The sequence below is a fragment of the Microcystis sp. M049S2 genome (assembly GCF_020245625.1).
Classification (GTDB): domain Bacteria; phylum Cyanobacteriota; class Cyanobacteriia; order Cyanobacteriales; family Microcystaceae; genus Microcystis; species Microcystis ichthyoblabe_A.
The window spans coordinates 1-16,470 of sequence record NZ_JADBUN010000159.1; the positions used below are offsets into that span (position 1 = coordinate 1).

Annotated in this window: 15 protein-coding genes and 1 pseudogene; 6 read left to right on the forward strand and 10 right to left on the reverse strand. The window is 41.8% G+C overall.

Annotated features, from left to right (window positions below; all coding sequences use genetic code 11):
- Nucleotides 1-154: 154 nt before the first annotated feature.
- The 5 genes and pseudogenes from IM496_RS14045 to IM496_RS14065 form a co-directional block, all read right to left on the reverse strand.
- Nucleotides 155-430 (reverse strand): annotated as a pseudogene (locus IM496_RS14045) (hypothetical protein).
- A gap of 409 nt (nt 431-839) precedes the next feature.
- On the reverse strand, nt 840-1,157 hold the full coding sequence (locus IM496_RS14050) for a hypothetical protein (protein ID WP_287662273.1): 318 nt from the start codon (nt 1,155-1,157) through the stop codon (nt 840-842).
- Nucleotides 1,144-1,590, reverse strand: coding sequence for a pepsin/retropepsin-like aspartic protease family protein (locus tag IM496_RS14055; protein WP_193977561.1), 447 nt, complete (start codon nt 1,588-1,590; stop codon nt 1,144-1,146). The genes IM496_RS14050 and IM496_RS14055 overlap by 14 nt, the downstream gene beginning before the upstream one ends.
- Before the next feature lie 12 nt (nt 1,591-1,602).
- On the reverse strand, nt 1,603-2,547 hold the full coding sequence (locus tag IM496_RS14060) for a response regulator (protein WP_194016192.1): 945 nt from the start codon (nt 2,545-2,547) through the stop codon (nt 1,603-1,605).
- A 36-nt stretch (nt 2,548-2,583) separates the two neighbouring features.
- The gene (locus tag IM496_RS14065; protein ID WP_287662274.1) at nt 2,584-4,410 is read right to left on the reverse strand and encodes an ATP-binding protein; all 1,827 of its coding nucleotides are present in this window, start codon (nt 4,408-4,410) and stop codon (nt 2,584-2,586) included.
- A 209-nt stretch (nt 4,411-4,619) separates the two neighbouring features.
- Between IM496_RS14065 and IM496_RS14070 the strand changes: the two genes are divergently transcribed.
- Nucleotides 4,620-5,078 (forward strand): response regulator, encoded by a 459-nt coding sequence (locus IM496_RS14070; RefSeq protein ID WP_353737641.1) that lies wholly within the window; start codon nt 4,620-4,622, stop codon nt 5,076-5,078.
- Here the strand turns inward: IM496_RS14070 and IM496_RS14075 are convergent, their stop codons facing one another.
- On the reverse strand, nt 5,079-5,261 hold the full coding sequence (locus IM496_RS14075; protein ID WP_194016199.1) for a hypothetical protein: 183 nt from the start codon (nt 5,259-5,261) through the stop codon (nt 5,079-5,081).
- Nucleotides 5,262-5,525: 264 nt separating this feature from the next.
- Between IM496_RS14075 and IM496_RS14080 the strand changes: the two genes are divergently transcribed.
- The 3 genes from IM496_RS14080 (at nt 5,526) to truB (ending at nt 9,532) form a co-directional block, all read left to right on the forward strand.
- Nucleotides 5,526-7,097 (forward strand): hydantoinase B/oxoprolinase family protein, encoded by a 1,572-nt coding sequence (locus tag IM496_RS14080; RefSeq protein ID WP_287662276.1) that lies wholly within the window; start codon nt 5,526-5,528, stop codon nt 7,095-7,097.
- A 156-nt stretch (nt 7,098-7,253) separates the two neighbouring features.
- Entirely contained in the window at nt 7,254-8,288 is a 1,035-nt protein-coding gene (tsaD, locus tag IM496_RS14085) for a tRNA (adenosine(37)-N6)-threonylcarbamoyltransferase complex transferase subunit TsaD (protein ID WP_194016203.1), read from the forward strand.
- 362 nt (nt 8,289-8,650) lie between these two features.
- Nucleotides 8,651-9,532 (forward strand): tRNA pseudouridine(55) synthase TruB, encoded by an 882-nt coding sequence (truB, locus tag IM496_RS14090; protein WP_194016204.1) that lies wholly within the window; start codon nt 8,651-8,653, stop codon nt 9,530-9,532.
- Nucleotides 9,533-9,674: 142 nt separating this feature from the next.
- Here truB and IM496_RS14095 read toward each other — a convergent pair whose 3' ends face one another.
- The 4 genes from IM496_RS14095 to IM496_RS14110 all read right to left on the reverse strand — a co-directional run bounded on the left by IM496_RS14095 (nt 9,675) and on the right by IM496_RS14110 (nt 13,583).
- Entirely contained in the window at nt 9,675-9,947 is a 273-nt protein-coding gene (locus IM496_RS14095; RefSeq protein WP_194018129.1) for a winged helix-turn-helix domain-containing protein, read from the reverse strand.
- A gap of 100 nt (nt 9,948-10,047) precedes the next feature.
- Entirely contained in the window at nt 10,048-11,094 is a 1,047-nt protein-coding gene (hisC, locus tag IM496_RS14100) for a histidinol-phosphate transaminase (RefSeq protein WP_287662277.1), read from the reverse strand.
- A gap of 319 nt (nt 11,095-11,413) precedes the next feature.
- Nucleotides 11,414-12,634 carry a (E)-4-hydroxy-3-methylbut-2-enyl-diphosphate synthase gene (ispG, locus tag IM496_RS14105; RefSeq protein WP_287662279.1) on the reverse strand — a complete coding sequence of 407 codons (1,221 nt, stop codon included), beginning with the start codon at nt 12,632-12,634 and terminating at the stop codon, nt 11,414-11,416.
- 34 nt (nt 12,635-12,668) lie between these two features.
- Nucleotides 12,669-13,583, reverse strand: coding sequence for an alpha/beta fold hydrolase (locus IM496_RS14110; protein WP_194018136.1), 915 nt, complete (start codon nt 13,581-13,583; stop codon nt 12,669-12,671).
- 425 nt (nt 13,584-14,008) lie between these two features.
- Between IM496_RS14110 and IM496_RS14115 the strand changes: the two genes are divergently transcribed.
- Both IM496_RS14115 and lysS read left to right on the forward strand, forming a co-directional pair.
- Nucleotides 14,009-14,578: a TIGR04376 family protein gene (locus IM496_RS14115; protein WP_110544553.1), complete on the forward strand. Its 570-nt coding sequence runs from the start codon at nt 14,009-14,011 to the stop codon at nt 14,576-14,578.
- 146 nt (nt 14,579-14,724) lie between these two features.
- On the forward strand, nt 14,725-16,446 hold the full coding sequence (gene lysS, locus IM496_RS14120; RefSeq protein WP_194016264.1) for a lysine--tRNA ligase: 1,722 nt from the start codon (nt 14,725-14,727) through the stop codon (nt 16,444-16,446).
- Nucleotides 16,447-16,470: the final 24 nt, after the last annotated feature.

Here is a 16,470-nt window from a genome sequence, read left to right on the forward strand (position 1 = left end):
ATCATGCTATTAAAAACCGATTCAGTATAACGGTAAAGTTAGACCGTCTTCACCGATAACTTTGGCTGAGTCATAAAGCTTCGATCGTAACGCGCCCACCTTCCACTGCCTCAATCTGAAGTTTAAAGCCATACAAAAGACTCATCCCCACAAATCATACGGGCTTTCTCTGGCTGCGACTGCCAAAACGGAAGACGGCTCTATGTCCAATACGAATCAGCCAAGGTTGAGCATCAGGGACACGCTCCTAGAGATGATCGGTAGCAGTAATCGTATCGTCGGCAAGCTCAAACGCTCCAGTTTCGATGTTGATCGCCACAATTCTCCCGTGATTTCCCTCCTCCACTTGAGAACGTACCTGAGATTCATAAATCTCATTACCACGTCGAGCGAATTCTTCTTTGCTGTAGCGGGGTTGACGAACTGTCATTTGCTTGACCCTGTGGCAACTTTTGCCCTCTATTTTAACCTAAACATCGGAAATCTTCGCTAACATTCCCCAACTGGGCCCACAAGAGCGGCATCGCACTTAAACCCACAGCTTCAATACATGGGCATGGTGCGTTCCCCAAAAATCGATCGCTGGAGCAGTAGGACTTGCATTAGGGAACACACCCTACAAGATTGGCGATCGCACTATTGTATTTAGATTGTAAGACGGATTCGATGGTGGGTGCTGTTATGGTGAGTTTTAACTAGCTGCTTATGGCTGATTGTCTCAGTCAAGGGGACAATTTGCTAACTGGGAGGGCGAGTTTCTAACGTAGTAGGTTTTCTTTTCTACAATCGTATAGCACCACTCAGATTAGTCTTCTTTACTCATAAGTCAACTCCGTTGCTTATTTCTGATCGATTCTTAGGAAAGATGTATAAGCATTGCCAAACCATCCTAAAACCATGTAAAAAACATTATTGATATAGTCAGGCACTTTTTCACTTCTATAAAAAACAGCATAAATAAACATAGTTAAACCAAAAAAAACTAAGATTGTCGCTAAAATCCAATTAGTTGTTAAAATTAGCTTAGTGGTTGCTAAATCTTTAGAAGATGGACGCTTAGATGGGTTTTGAGGAGCTTCACCCAATTCTTCAAGAGGAATAGTTTCATAAGAATTAGTTTCAATCTTACCGAGAAAAGTATAGTTAAGAAAGCGCACAATCTTCTTCATCACAATTAAACCCCCATTTTTGTCTTGGTGCATTAAACACGACTTTATTCTGATTTAAAATGTCTCTACCAATGGCAGCATATTCTTTACTGGGAATTGATACGACTTCAATCTCACCCTGAAAATCTATCTGGTTTGTCGTATCAATTACTCTAAGGTATATTAGATATGTTGGCAGTTCACCAGTCTGATTATTAGCCATTCTGAATGACCTTTGTCCAAAAGGATATAAAGGACTTATCCTTGCTAACTCTTGAATAATTTCTCCAGGAACAACAGTCATTACTGCACCAGTGTCAATAATAGCTAGAATGGGACGACTAATAATAGATTTATCTGAGGTATGAGAAACTACAATCTTAGCTTCTGGACATAGTGGATATAGACCACTTGGTGATTGGAGATTACCGTATTTGTACATAGTCTTTATCCTTTATTCAAATTTGTAGAATATATCTAAAGAACTTGGTAAGTCAATCACGACATCTGCTTCGTCTGTCAGGATACTTGTCTTTTTAACAACTTTTTGAACTTTTGTAAATAATTTTAGTTGTGATTTTTCGGGATACTTCTCCCTTATGAATTTCAGCAGTTCTTGTTCATCTATAATTTCTGGAAAAACTTGCTCGCCACCTACAAAAGCAACATACTTGCTTTCGTATTTTGCCAACCACTCCCTATCTGATTGACATTTTTCGTATGCTTCAAAATTGCCATCTATATCTGTAGGTATAGATAATGTAGCACTTGTATTTTTTGCCGGTAGTTGTTCAAGTTCAAGTTTTTGTCGATCTCTTTCTAATTCTAACTTTTCTTTTTCAGGCAGTTCAATAGATATAAGTTTTTGTCGATCTCTTTCTAATTCTAACTTTTCTTTTTCAAGCAGTTCAATAAATATATTTCGATACTCATCATCACTATTCTTAATTTTATTCTGTATTTCATCAATGAGTTGCCGTAGGGATTTGATAAAATCAGCAGCAATCCTACAGGCACCTTCTTTTAATTTAGTTCCTTTCTCTTTATAAGCTACCAAGTTTTTGTCTATTTTACGCGCTTGTCTTTCATACTTAGGATATGCTGACCACATTACTACACGAATGTTTTCATCTATTGCTTTGAGTTTTGTTAAAGCATCTAAACCTTCAGCGGGATTGTTCCCAATTTTATTATCAAGAATATAAATTCCCGCTTCTTTATTTCTGGCATACGCAGCAACTTCATCACTGTTTCTTGCCATTTTGACTGTCCAGCCTAATTTCCCTTCTATAACCTCTTTGATAGCCTCCTCTGCTGCTGGGCTATCCTCCATTACTACAACTTCTTTTTTCAAGACTGCCTTGCACATAGATCGATTATCAAATATTGCTGCTGACATTTTAATTCTCCTTTTGTTGTGTTGTTACATTATGGATCAACTTTGATACCATTTGAGCGGAATATTTACAAAAAATGTGGTTCCCTTGCCAACTGTGGAGTCGTAGTATATTTTACCACCATGTTCGCGCAGGATTTCACTGACGACATACAGCCCCATGCCTGTACCTCCTTCAGATTTGCGAGTCGAAAATCCTTTTTTGAAAACTTCATCTTTGATTTCATTGGGTATGCCTGATCCATTGTCTTCAATGCTAATCTGTATATATTCTATACCATCAGATGTCACAATGAAAGTTTTGATGAAAATCTTTGCTTTTTTGGGCTTGGCTTTTTCAATAGCTTCTATCGCATTGGCAATTAAGTTATGGATGATTTGCTTAAATTTCGTTTCGTCAACCTCAATGATTGGTATGGTTTTGTCTGGTATAATTACAACTTCAATGTCTCTGGAAGCCAAATCAAAAAACTTGGCAGCCTTTCTTACTAAGTCATTAATATCGATAGCGGTAGGAACGCTAGATTCTGATTCAAATTCAGATCTTATACCTTCTATACGCCTGTCTATCCATTCTATTTGCTCACTAACAATTCGCTCTTTTTCTCTATTACTTTTGCCACTATCACTCAACAGTTTTTGTAGGTTATAAGAGATGTCAATTAATTCATTCTTATATTCGTGAAGGAAGCTCTTTAAATTAGTGTCAAATCCTTGAGCATAAACCTTATTGTGGAATTCACGCTTTTCATTTTCTAATTCTATTCTTTCTTTAGATAACTCTTCTTTGTACTGAACTATGTATATAATCGCAGCCGTCAAAAATGATATGGTCCTCAAAAATGATTTATCGCTATCAGAAAATTCATGCTTGTAGCCAGTATAAACAGAGATATTGCCAACAACATTATCTTCAATTGAAAGTGGTACACACGCATGAGATTTTAAGCTATTTTTTTCTATCCATGTTTTATTAAAATATGGTTTTTTGTAGTTTTCAATATCATTGATATACTCGGCAGTGTTGGTTTTAAATACTTGTCCTACAATGCCATCTACCACTTTTACTGGCTTATTGTCGCGTTCTCCACAAATATCATTTGTTGTAGATATTTTGACGATTTCTAATTCATTGTTTTTATTCTTGATACGCAAGATACAAACCTTATAAGGAGTCAGATCTGAAACCAGATCGTCGGCAATTGATTCTAGTATTTTTGTAAATTCATTTTGATTGAATTTATGCTCCGCTCCTAAAGATATAATTTCTTGAGTGATTTTATTATATTCTTCTAGATTTTTCCTTCTACCAAAATCTGATATGATCTTAGAAACAGTGGTGCTAATTAGCATTAACCAGGATAAATCTTCATTTTGGAATCCATTGCTGTCACTTTTATTTAACACTTCTAATGTACCAAAAGTTCTATTCAAGCCATTGAGAGGAACTGAAATACCGCACCTTAAATATCCTAAAGTATCCTGATATTCTTTGCCATACTTCATATCTGGAAAATCTCTCATAATATTATTAGAATATTGTGGTTTTCCATAAGTTGAATCCAATAAATCTAAGCCAGTAGGAGGTACTGCCTTTCCAGAAAAACTTTCGTCAGGTTTGTAAGTTTCGTCAGCCAGCCATGACGCAGGGAGAGGATTACCCTCTCTATCAACGCCATCAATACCAAAGCGTTTGAGGACACCATCCTTAGAAAAAAGAAAAATCGATGCCACTTGCACGTTTAATTTCTCGCGCACTTCTTGCAGTGCTACCTGTATGGCTTCTTCCTGACTCTTACAGCGGATGAGAGTCTTGCTGACTTGATTGAGACTGCGAAGCTGTATTAGTATCTGTTCTCTCTCCATAACCAGCGCCTCACTACTACTCTGTAAATGGCCACAATTTTAAATTCCGGATTTCGGATTGTCAGCGGTAACTTTACAAAAGTTTACGGTAGGGTTTCATACATTATAACTTCGTCCATTGCATCACATAAACCGAAGAACCTGAATTGGGGTGATGGGGTGATGGGAAGTGTCGTGAAGTGAAGGCAAAAAGACAAACAGCCTCTACAATGATAAAAGGTGAGACCTCTAGGGAATGCAAAATAATTATAATGAAGCCAAGAGACCTAATTAAAGTCTTAATTGCTGACGATCAAGAGTTAACCTGTTTAGGACTCAAGATTTTAATTTCCCAGCAGCTGCATTGTCAGGTGGTCGGAATTGCGGTTAATGGTCAACAGGCGATCGACTTGGCGAAAAGTTGTCAACCAGATGTAATTATTTTAGACGTACGGATGCCTGTCTTAGATGGACACAGCGCCGCTATTCAGATCAAACAATTCGACCCTTATGTCCGCATTATCGCCTATAGTTCCTTGCCAAAGCTTCCAATGGAAAAAAATAATCAAAGTACAGCTTTTGACCTATACTACCCTAAAGATATATCTTCCCAAGCTCTGATCAAAGCGATCGATGACTTGGGAAAATTAGCACAATCGGACAAAGATCAATTCCGTCGAGTCGGATAGTTAACTAAGTTTTTCTTGAGGAAAAGTTGCTTGAAACTCATCGAGTAATTCATCCAACTCCTCAAGAGCTTGATTAACATCCAATCTCAGGCCGCCAATGTCGGGTTTATCGCGCAATTGCAGTAAATAATCGCGTTTATTAGCCATTTGTTGCACTTTATCGATCAAGCTGGTTTTATCCATAATTCACCCTCTGGTACTGACTGCGATTATATCTCAGTCAGCCCCTATCAGTGGTTCTCCTGCAAAAATCAAAAATCTTCTCTTGGGTGAGGAGACAGAAAACCCTGAGACAGGAGGATAAAAAAAGACAAGAGACAAGCACCCTATCTATAAAAACTACAATTATGTCAAATTTATCTGATATTTTCGATATTTTAGCCCGATAGCGGCTCGATAACCTAACTTCTGTAGCAGATATACTGATAACTAATAACTGATTTTCCTATGTTCCCTGTAGATTTTCACCGCTCAGAAATAACTACCGTTGCCGATCCTATTTATCTAGAAATCTTTAAAAATCTCTATCAATTTATTGCCGAAGAAATGGGGATTACTCTCCAAAATACGGCAGCAAGTGTCAATATTAAAGAGCGCCTAGACTTCTCCTGTGCTATCTTTGATGAGGTGGGAAATTTAATCGCTAATGCTCCTCATATTCCCGTCCATTTAGGTTCTATGGCCGATAGTGTTAAAAGTTTAATTCAGGATAAAGGGGAGACGATTCGTCGGGGGAATGTTTATCTAGCTAATAATCCTTATAATGGCGGTACTCACCTGCCGGATGTCACAGTAATTAGTCCTATTTTTGATCGCCAAAATCAGGAAATATTATTTTATCTTGCCTCCCGGGGACATCAAGCTGATATCGGTGGCATTACCCCCGGTTCTATGCCTCCCCACTCTGTCCATATTAGCGAAGAAGGAATTTTATTCGATAACTTTTTGCTGGTAGCGGCGGGCAAGTTTCGGGAACAAGAATTAATTAATCACTTAACTAATAGTCCTTTTCCTGCACGCAATATCGCCCAAAATATTGCCGATTTTCAGGCACAAATAGCTGCTAATGCCAAGGGAGAAAGAGAATTACATAATATGGTTGATCGCTACGGATTAGCTATGGTTAAAGCCTATCAACAGTTTGTTCAAGATAATGCCGAATTAGCGGTGAGAAAAGCTATATCTGTCTTGAAAGATGGCGAATTTACCTATTATCTAGATAACGGTGCTGTCATCAAGGTCAGAATTACCATAGATATTGAAAATTGTCAAGCAACCATCGATTTTACTGGCACATCTAACCAGTTAAATAATAACTTTAATGCACCCCTGGCAGTGACAAGAGCGGCGGTTTTATACGTTTTTCGTACCCTTGTGGAGGAGGCAATTCCTTTAAATGCTGGCTGTTTCAAACCCCTCCATTTAATTATCCCATCTGGCTGTTTTCTTAATCCCGTTTATCCAGCGGCCGTAGTAGCTGGAAATGTGGAAACTTCCCAGGCTATAGTTAATGCTTTATACGGCGCTTTAGGCATTCAGGCAGCCAGTCAAGGAACGATGAATAATTTCACTTTTGGCAATCAAAAGTACCAATATTATGAGACTATTTGTGGCGGTTCTGGTGCGGGGGCAAATTTTGCGGGAACTGCTGCCGTACAGACCCAGATGACTAATTCCCGTCTCACCGATCCGGAAGTATTAGAAATGCGCTATCCTGTGTTAGTAGAAAGTTTTAGCATTCGCCCCGATAGTGGCGGTAAAGGACAATATTCTGGAGGTGATGGTGTAATTAGAAGAATTAAATTTCAAGAGGCTATGACCGCCAATATTTTATCGGGTAATCGCCAGATTCCCCCCTTTGGACTAGCGGGAGGAAAAGCCGGTAAAATAGGACGTAATGCCGTGGAAAGAAACGATGGAACTATCGAAGAATTGCCCGGTACTGCGACTGTAGAAATGAACCCCGGTGATATTTTTATTATTGAAACCCCCGGCGGTGGTGGCTATGGAAATTGCTGAACGATAATTTTAATTAAGTACCTAAGCAAAATTAAGTAAGTGGTTATAATTAAATTAAAGATGGATTTTAGGTTCGATCCCCCCTGCCCCCCTTGATAAGGGGGGTGCCAATCCCCCCTTAATAAGGGGGGTGTCTGACGATTTACTGATTAAATCATGACAATTATCTTAGCGATCGAAACCAGTTGCGATGAAACGGCTGTGGCTATTGTTAACCATAACCGTGTGTTGAGTAGTGTGGTTTTTTCTCAAATTGATCTCCATCGTCTCTATGGCGGTGTTGTGCCGGAAATGGCCTCCCGACAACACCTAGAAACCATTAATTTTTGTCTAGAAAAAGCTTGGCAAGAAACGGGTTTAACTTGGTCAGAAATTGATGGAATAGCCGCCACAGTTGCCCCCGGTTTAGTAGGTGCTTTAATGGTGGGAATGACGGCAGCCAAAACCCTCGCTATTGTCCACGATAAACCCTTTATCGGCATTCATCATCTCGAAGGTCATATCTATGCTTCCTATCTCGCTGAACCCGATCTTAAACCTCCTTTTTTATCTCTTTTAGTCTCTGGGGGTCATACCAGTTTAATCCATGTGCAGGCCTGCGGTAAATATCAACAATTAGGAACCACTAGAGATGATGCAGCCGGAGAAGCTTTTGATAAAGTGGCACGATTATTAAACTTAAGTTATCCCGGAGGTCCGATAATTGATCGCATGGCTAAAGATGGTAATCCCCAAGCTTTTCCCTTACCTGAAGGTAAAATATCTTTACCTTCCGGCGGTTTTCATGCCTACGATTCCAGTTTTAGCGGTTTAAAAACTGCTGTTTTGCGCTTAGTAGAGAAATTCGAGCCAGATAATTTACCCGTAGCTGATATAGCCGCTAGTTTTCAAGATACGGTAGCCAGAAGTTTAACCCGTCGGACAATCAATTGTGCCTTAGATTATGGCTTAAAAACTATCGCGATCGGGGGAGGAGTGGCGGCTAATAGTGCCTTAAGAAATCATCTGGAAACTGCCGCCAAAAATCATCATTTAACCGTCTATTTTCCGCCGCTTAAACTCTGTACCGATAACGCCGCTATGATTGCTCGTGCTGCCGTTGATCATTATGATCTTGGTCATTTTTCTGACCTTTCTATCGGTGTTCGTTCCCGTTTACCTTTAAGCGAAGTTATGCAATTATATAAGTAGGGTTTGCGGCAAAAGGTTTTCGGTGGGGGCAGGGTGTGGGGTGTAGGGTGTAGGGTGTAGGGTTTTAACTATTTTCAGCATGAAGCCCAACGCCCGATCATGTTACGCTACCGCTAACCCATCCTATAAATAATTGCGCCTCCCTACTTAATACGTCAGATTTTTAGATATCAGCCTTGAATCAGTGATCAGTGATCAGTTATCAGTTATCAGATATGAGTTTTCAGTTCACTGTTTACTGTTTACTGGACGGCTACGCCGTGCCTTTGGCAACACTGAAAAAAGCTCCCCACTCTCCTATACCTTTTAAACAGGATTTAGTCTGACCTATAGTGGCACAAGTCCACCCTACAATTGATCAAATGTTTGGCTTTTTAAATCTCAATAAACCCCCCGATTGGACTTCTCACGATTGCGTGGCCAAAGTCCGAAAAATTCTTAAGACAAAACGAGTCGGCCATGGCGGAACTTTAGACCCTATGGCTACGGGAGTCTTACCGATCGCCGTCGGATCTGCCACCCGATTACTGCCCTATTTACCCGAAAATAAGGCTTATCGGGCCAAAATCCAGTTAGGACTCAGCACCGATACCGATGATATTACGGGAAAAGCGATCGCCACTTGTCCCTGTGGCGATTTAACTTTAGAGGCAGTTAAACCCCATTTAGCGGAATTTATTGGCAATATTGCTCAGATTCCGCCGATGTATAGTGCTATTCACCAGGATGGTCGCCGTCTCTACGAATTGGCTCGCAAAGGGGAAATAATCGCAGTGGAGCCTCGTCAGGTCAAAATTGACCAAATTACGGTTTTAGGCTGGTTAGAGGGCGAATTTCCACAAATAGAGCTAGATATTGACTGTGGATCGGGGACTTATATCCGTTCCCTGGCCAGAGATTTGGGCAAGGTGTTAGCTGTGGGTGGCACTTTAGCCAGTTTAACTCGCACGGAAAGCTGTGGTTTTCAATTAGCTGATAGTATTAATCTCGAAGCTTTAATGGCTAATTCCGAGGGTTTAATTTCGCCTCGCATTGCCTTGGCACATCTAGACTGGATTTCTTTGACATCAGAGAGAGTTATCGATTGGTTTCACGGCAGAAAAATTAATCTCACCGATGCAAATGTTATGATCGGTTCTCTGGTTGCCGTGGAGTCTTTAGAAGCTCAATTTCTCGGCATTGGTGAGATAGTTGTCCGAGAAGATGAATACTACCTACAGCCTAAAATAGTTATTCAGCAATAGGGGTAATAATTAGGGTCTGCTGAAAAAGTTTTTCGTGGGGACAGGGTGTGGGGTGTGGGGTGTGGGGTGTGGGGTGTGGGGTGTGGGGAGAATAAATAAAATAATCTCCTATCTCCTGACTCCTGACGACCGACTCCTAACCCTAACAACAGTTTTTGATTTTTACAATAGGTCTAGTATAAACCCACTGATTATGATTTTTTTTGGCCACGACTTTTTTAGAAGCGACCAAAGATTTTAGACAAAGATTGAGCATAGAAACGGGACGATTTAAGCGCTCACTCAATTCTTGAACTGTGATTCCTTGGGGATAAAATTGCATAAGTTCAAAAATTTGTGCGCTAGTATTTAGTCCTTTTGTGGGACTAATAATCTTGATAGCCAAGGCTAGTAATCGGGAGAAACGACAGGCCATTAGACCCTTGTTTGTCGCTGCTTTGTTCCGATCAATCTAGCCTTTTTTTGAGAAGTTATTAGGGTTTAAAATGCTAATAAAACCTTGACGGAAATAGAGATTAATTTGTTCCCATAATCTCTTGAATAGCAGATAAAAGACGATCAATTTCCTCATCAGTGCCGATAGAAATCCGTACATAATTCTGAATGCGAGGATGTTTAAAGTATCGCACTAATATCTGACGCTCTTTGAGTTGAGTATATAACTCACTGGCACTAATTTGGGGAGGAGAAGCGAGGATAAAATTAGCTTCCGAGTCAAAAACAATAAATCCTAACTCGCGCAGAGAAGTAATTAAACGGCTGCGGGTTTGACGGACTTTTTGCCAAACTTGCTCAAAATAATTATGGTGTTTTAAAGCTGCTGTGGCTAAAGTTTGAGCGATGCGATCTAAATTATAGGAATCACGCACCTTATCCATCTGTTCGATAATTGCCCTCGAAGCAAAACCAAAACCGACTCTTAACCCCGCTAAACTATAACTTTTCGACATAGTGCGACTAATGATGACATTATCGTAACGGGAGAGAAAATCGAGATGATTGTCATCACTAAAATCCACATAAGCTTCATCAATTAATACCAATCCCGAGGCATTAGCACAGGTTGCTTCTAAATAGTTGCGATCAAGATGTTTACCGAGGGGAGGATTAGGAGAAGCCAGAAAAATTAATTTCGCTTCCGGACAAATAATCGGTCCTGCTAATGCAAATTGATCATTAGTGGGAAATTGGATAATATTTGCCCCGTGTACCCGGGCAATTGTCTCGTAAAGGGAATAGGTTAAATCTAAAAAAGCGACACTTTCGCAGGGGTTAACAAAGGTACGCAGCGCGATATTGAGGATATCATCAGACCCATTACCCGCGATAATGCGATCGGCTGTTATGCCGTATAATTCCGCCGCCGTTTGCCGTAACTCTTTGGAGATAGGATCGGGATAGAGTCGGACTTTCTCTAATTGCTCTGGCAGGTGGGCAAAAATTTCCGCCGGTGGGGGATAGGGATTCTCATTGGTGTTAAGTTTGGTAAATCCCGCGCTTTGGGGCTGTTCTCCCGGAGTGTAAGCGGGGGTTTGACGAACACAATCGCGTGTAGGTAGCATGGACTCTCTGGGGCGGCAATTTCTAGCAAGCTTTCCATTGTAACAAATCCTCGCCGATGATCGGGGGTTGAATAGATGTCAACCCCTACCGGTAAAACTAATTAGGGTTGGCTGAATAAATCTAAAAACCTTGTTGGATAATATCTTTAGGCTTTTTTGAAATCAAAGAGTGCCAGCGATTGGAGTGATTGGGGGGAAAATTCAGGGACTTTTTCCCTAAAAATTAGGTAATTGACTCCCTGAAAATGGGTAAAACCCCACACCCCACACCCCACACCCCACACCCTGCCACCAGGAAAAACTTTTCAGCAAACCCTAATTAAGGTTCTACCCAACGGCCATCGGCTTTAATTAAATTAATCAACTCGTTGACACCTTCACTCTCGGGGACGCGTTTAATTTCCTCGCGACCGCGATAAAGGGAGATATAACCGGCCTGTTTCCCCACATAACCATAGTCTGCGTCGGCCATTTCTCCCGGTCCATTGACAATACAACCCATAACGGCGATATCGAGTCCAGTCAGGTGTTGAGTCGCTGCGCGCACTTGCTGCAGGACATCTTCTAAATTAAAAAGAGTGCGACCACAGGAAGGACAGGCGACGTATTCGACCATGGTTTTCCGCAGTCCCAGGGCCTGGAGAATGCTGTAACAGACGGGAATTTCCTTTTCGGGAGCTTCCGTCAGAGAAACGCGAATCGTATCACCAATACCGTCCGCTAAGAGAGTGGCAATCCCGGCAGTGGATTTAATTCGTCCGTATTCCCCATCTCCTGCCTCAGTAACCCCCAAATGTAAGGGATAATCCATACCTAACTCGTCCATGCGCTTAACCATGAGACGATAGGCGGCCACCATCACCGGCACGCGGGAAGCTTTCAGGGAAACCACCAGATTGCGAAAATCGAGGGATTCGCAGATGCGGATAAATTCTAAAGCCGATTGTACCATTCCTTCGGGGGTGTCACCGTAGGTAAAGAGCATTCTTTCGGCCAGAGAACCGTGATTAACGCCGATTCGCATCGCTTTACCTTGATCTCGCAGAGAAATCACTAAAGGTTTCAGGGTTTCGGCAATTTTTTCGCCAATTTCATCAAATTCTGCTTGACTGTACTCGATGCGGTCGGCTTTCGGTTTCTCGAAAACGTACAAACCGGGGTTAATCCGCACTTTATCGACGTGCTTGGCCACTTCTAGGGCGATTTTCATGCCGTTGTGATGTACATCGGCTACTAACGGCACGGGTTGATAGGTGGCGAGCAGTTTTTCCCTAATTTTAGCTAAAGCGGTGGCGTGGGACAGACTCGGCACGGTGACACGGACAATTTCACAACCGATTTCATGGAGGCGACGGATACCGGCCACGGAACCATCTATATCAAGGGTATCCTCGTTAATCATCGACTGCACGACCACGGGATGACCACCACCGATGGTAACGCTACCTACCCGGACGGGACGGGTTTTGCGTCGGTGAATCGTGGTGTCGAATTCGGAGGCAGTTGCAGGGGGGTTGAGCGTCGATTCCAAGGTTTGCATAGGACTATCACCAACAATCACTCTCCCTATTCTCTCAAAGAACAGGAACAGATTCTAGCCACTCTAATAAAATTGGGTTAAAACGGTCAGGACATTCATCCTGTAAACAATGACCGGCCCGGTCAAATTCTACATATTTAATCCTAGGATTAAGGGAGACAAAACCCGGAGCTAACTGGACGGGAACCATGCGATCTTGCCTGCCCCAACATAATAAAATCGGGATTTCTAAGCGTGGTAAAATTAACTTTGCCGGTGGACAATATTCGGGATGATTGACAGCTTGTGCCAGGGAAATAAAGGCCTCGGCTGCCCCCTCATCTAGGGTTGGGGCGGCGATAATTTGTACTAATTCGTCGCTAACTGCTTTCTTGTCTTCGTAGGCGATTCCTGTCCATTTTTTCAAGACTTGCGGACGACGCAGATAGTAAAATATCGGTTTTAATAGCCAAGGAGAAGTGAAAAAGTTTTCGATGGGAGTGACGATATTTAATAACCAATTGGCGATCATTTCCCGCCGACGGCTGACATCGGGTAAACTGAGCATAACTAATCCGGCTAACATTTCTGGGTATTTACCCGCTAGGGCCATACAAACTAAAGAACCGATCGAATTTCCCACTAATACCACCGGTCTATTGATAAAAGTTTGCCAGAAATCGTGTATTTGTTCCACCCAGAGATTAACGGTATAGGGAACCTGCACTTTGCGCGAACCACCGAAACCTAATAAATCTACCGCGTAAACTCGATGATTTTGGCTGAGAATAGGAATATTATGGCGCCAATGTTCGATCGCCGCTCCAAATCCGTGCAGTAAAATTAAAGGGGGATTATCGGCATCTTGGCGGTTTTTTGCTGGCATAAAACTATAACGAATTTGCCAACCGCGCCACACCCAATCCCGTTGATAACCGATGCGTTCTGTCCAAGCTGGTGAAGTTGTCACTTAAGTCAAACAATTAAGAGGGTTTCAGGAAATATTACTCTAGTTTGATTATACTGGTTTCCCCGTCCCTAACCGGCAGCCGAATAACATTTTTGTACTACTTTTCCCAAATATATTTAGGGTTTGCTGAATAAATCTAAAAACCTTGTTGGGTAAGACTTTTAGACTTTTTGTCAATCAAAAAGTACCAGGCATGGGAGTGATCAGGGGGAAAATTCAGGTACTTTTTCCCTGAAAATTAGGTAATTGGCCACTTCAAAACCGGTAAAACCCCACACCCCACACCCCACACCCCACACCCTGCCACCACCGAAAAACTTTTTCAGCAGACCCTATTTAAATCTAGGGTTGATCTAGCCTATGCTAAAAAGAGGGGGATTAAAATCGCTCCTAGACTTTAATTGCAAATTTAGGATACTGCACAGATGGGCAATCTATTTGATGATGTCAGTCGCTTTCTTGAAACCCAACTGGAAGAATTTCTCAGAAGTCATCCCCAATTAGAATTACAGGCGCTGGTGGAACAACTGCGCGAACAGGAGCGCGATACTGCTAAACTGATTACCGCCCTAGAAAATGAGCGTCAACGTCTCGAACAGCAAATTTTGGCCACTGCCCAAGATATCCAAACTTGGCACGCTAGAATCGATAAGGCTAAGGCTGCTGGACGGCAGGACTTGGTTAAGGCTGCCAGTGAACGCGAGGCGGCCCTCTTCCGTGAGGGTAATCAACTTTGGGGACGGATGGAAGGAGTGAAAAAACGTCTGAGTCAATCCCAAGAGTTACTGCAACAAGTCCAACAACGTCGTCAAGAAGTGCAAATTAAAGCCGAAAAAGCCCCTAAAAATCAGTCGCGTGACTGGGAAACCACTTTTTGGGATCAACCCCAAGAATCGGACTATCAGCGCTCGAACTACGATAATCTCGATCTAAAATTTAAAGAATGGGAAATGGAAGAAGAATTGAAAAAATTAAAGCGAGAAATGGGACGATAATTACTGTTATTAGGAAATAGGGGAGATGGGGAGATAGGGAAGTGGGGTAATTTCAAATAAAACCCCAACACCCTAAAACCCTAAAACCCTAAAACCCCAAAACCCAAAACCTATAAATCCCCCAGAATTGTTCCTCTTAGAAAACGATGGCATCTCAAGCACAAAATCCTGAAAATCAACCCTCCTCTACCCTCGAAGAAATCCGGGCCGCTCGTTTAGAAAAAGTGGCAGGATTGCAAAAAGCTGGCTTAAATCCCTACGCTTACCAGTGGAAATCTACCGCTCATGCTCAACAATTACAAGAGCAGTACGCTGACTTAGCACCGGGAGAAGAAATTAGCACAGAAGTAGCCATTGCTGGTCGGATTATTGCCCGAAGAATTATGGGTAAACTAGCCTTTTTTAACCTGCAAGATGAAACGGGAACGATTCAATTATACCTCGATAAAAAACGCATTAGTGAAACCATGGCCGCTGTGCCGAATGCCTTTAACACGGTGATTAAACTAACCGATACAGGCGATATTTTAGGAGCAAAAGGCACAATTAAACGCACAGAACGCGGGGAATTATCTATCTATGTAAACGAGTACGAAATTCTCACCAAATCCCTATTACCTCTCCCAGATAAATGGCACGGTTTAACCGATGTAGAAAAACGTTATCGACAAAGATATGTGGATTTAATTGTTAATCCCGAAGTGCGACAAACTTTTCGCCGTCGCGCCCAAATTACCGCTGCTATTCGCCAATATTTGGACCGAGAAGGTTTTATTGAAATTGAAACTCCCGTGCTACAAAGTGAAGCGGGAGGAGCCGATGCTAGACCGTTTATCACCTATCATAATACGCTGGAGATGGAGTTATATCTCCGCATTGCCACCGAATTACATCTAAAAAGATTAATAGTGGGTGGTTTTGAAAAAGTCTTCGAGTTAGGCAGAATTTTTCGCAATGAAGGGGTTTCTACTAAACATAACCCCGAGTTTACTTCCATCGAAATCTATCAGGCCTACGCTGATTATTATGACATGATGGAGTTAACCGAAAACATTATTGTTAATGCGGCACAAGATGTTTTAGGTACGCTGAAAATCACCTATCAAGACAGGGAAATTGACCTAACTCCCCCTTGGCGACGAGTGACTATGCACGAATTAGTCCAAGAAATAACTGGGGTTGACTTTAATAGTTTTGAGGATTTCGAGTCGGCTCGTATTGCCGCAGAAAATGCTGGCATTGGCGTTCCAGAGGACTGTAAAACCATCGGTAAGCTCTTAAATGAAGCTTTTGAACAAAAAGTCGAAGAAACCCTAATACAGCCCACTTTTGTGCTAGATTTTCCCGTGGAAATTTCCCCTTTAGCTAAACCCCATCGCTCAAAAACTGACCTCGTAGAAAGATTTGAATTATATGTGGTTGGACGGGAATTAGCTAATAGTTTTTCTGAGTTAACCGATCCCATCGATCAACGGCAAAGATTGGAAGCACAGGCACTCAAAAAAGCGGACGGAGATTTGGAGGCCCAAGGCGTTGATGAGGACTTTTTAACCGCTTTAGAATACGGAATGCCCCCCACGGGAGGCTTAGGAATTGGCATCGATCGCCTGATCATGTTATTAACCGATTCTGCCAGTATTCGCGATGTGATTGCTTTCCCCTTATTAAAAAGCCAAAGTACGGCGATTAAATCTTTTGACTACGATCAGGACAAAAAAATTCTGAAAGTGGAATTTAATCACGGTGGTATCTATCTTTATCATGATCTACCTTTGGCAGTATATAAAGACTTTCAGGCTGCACCATCGAAAGGACAGTTTTTTGTCGGACAAATTCGCGATAAATACAGTTTTGACAAGGAATTGTAAAAGTTAGGGTCACTTCAGTTATCA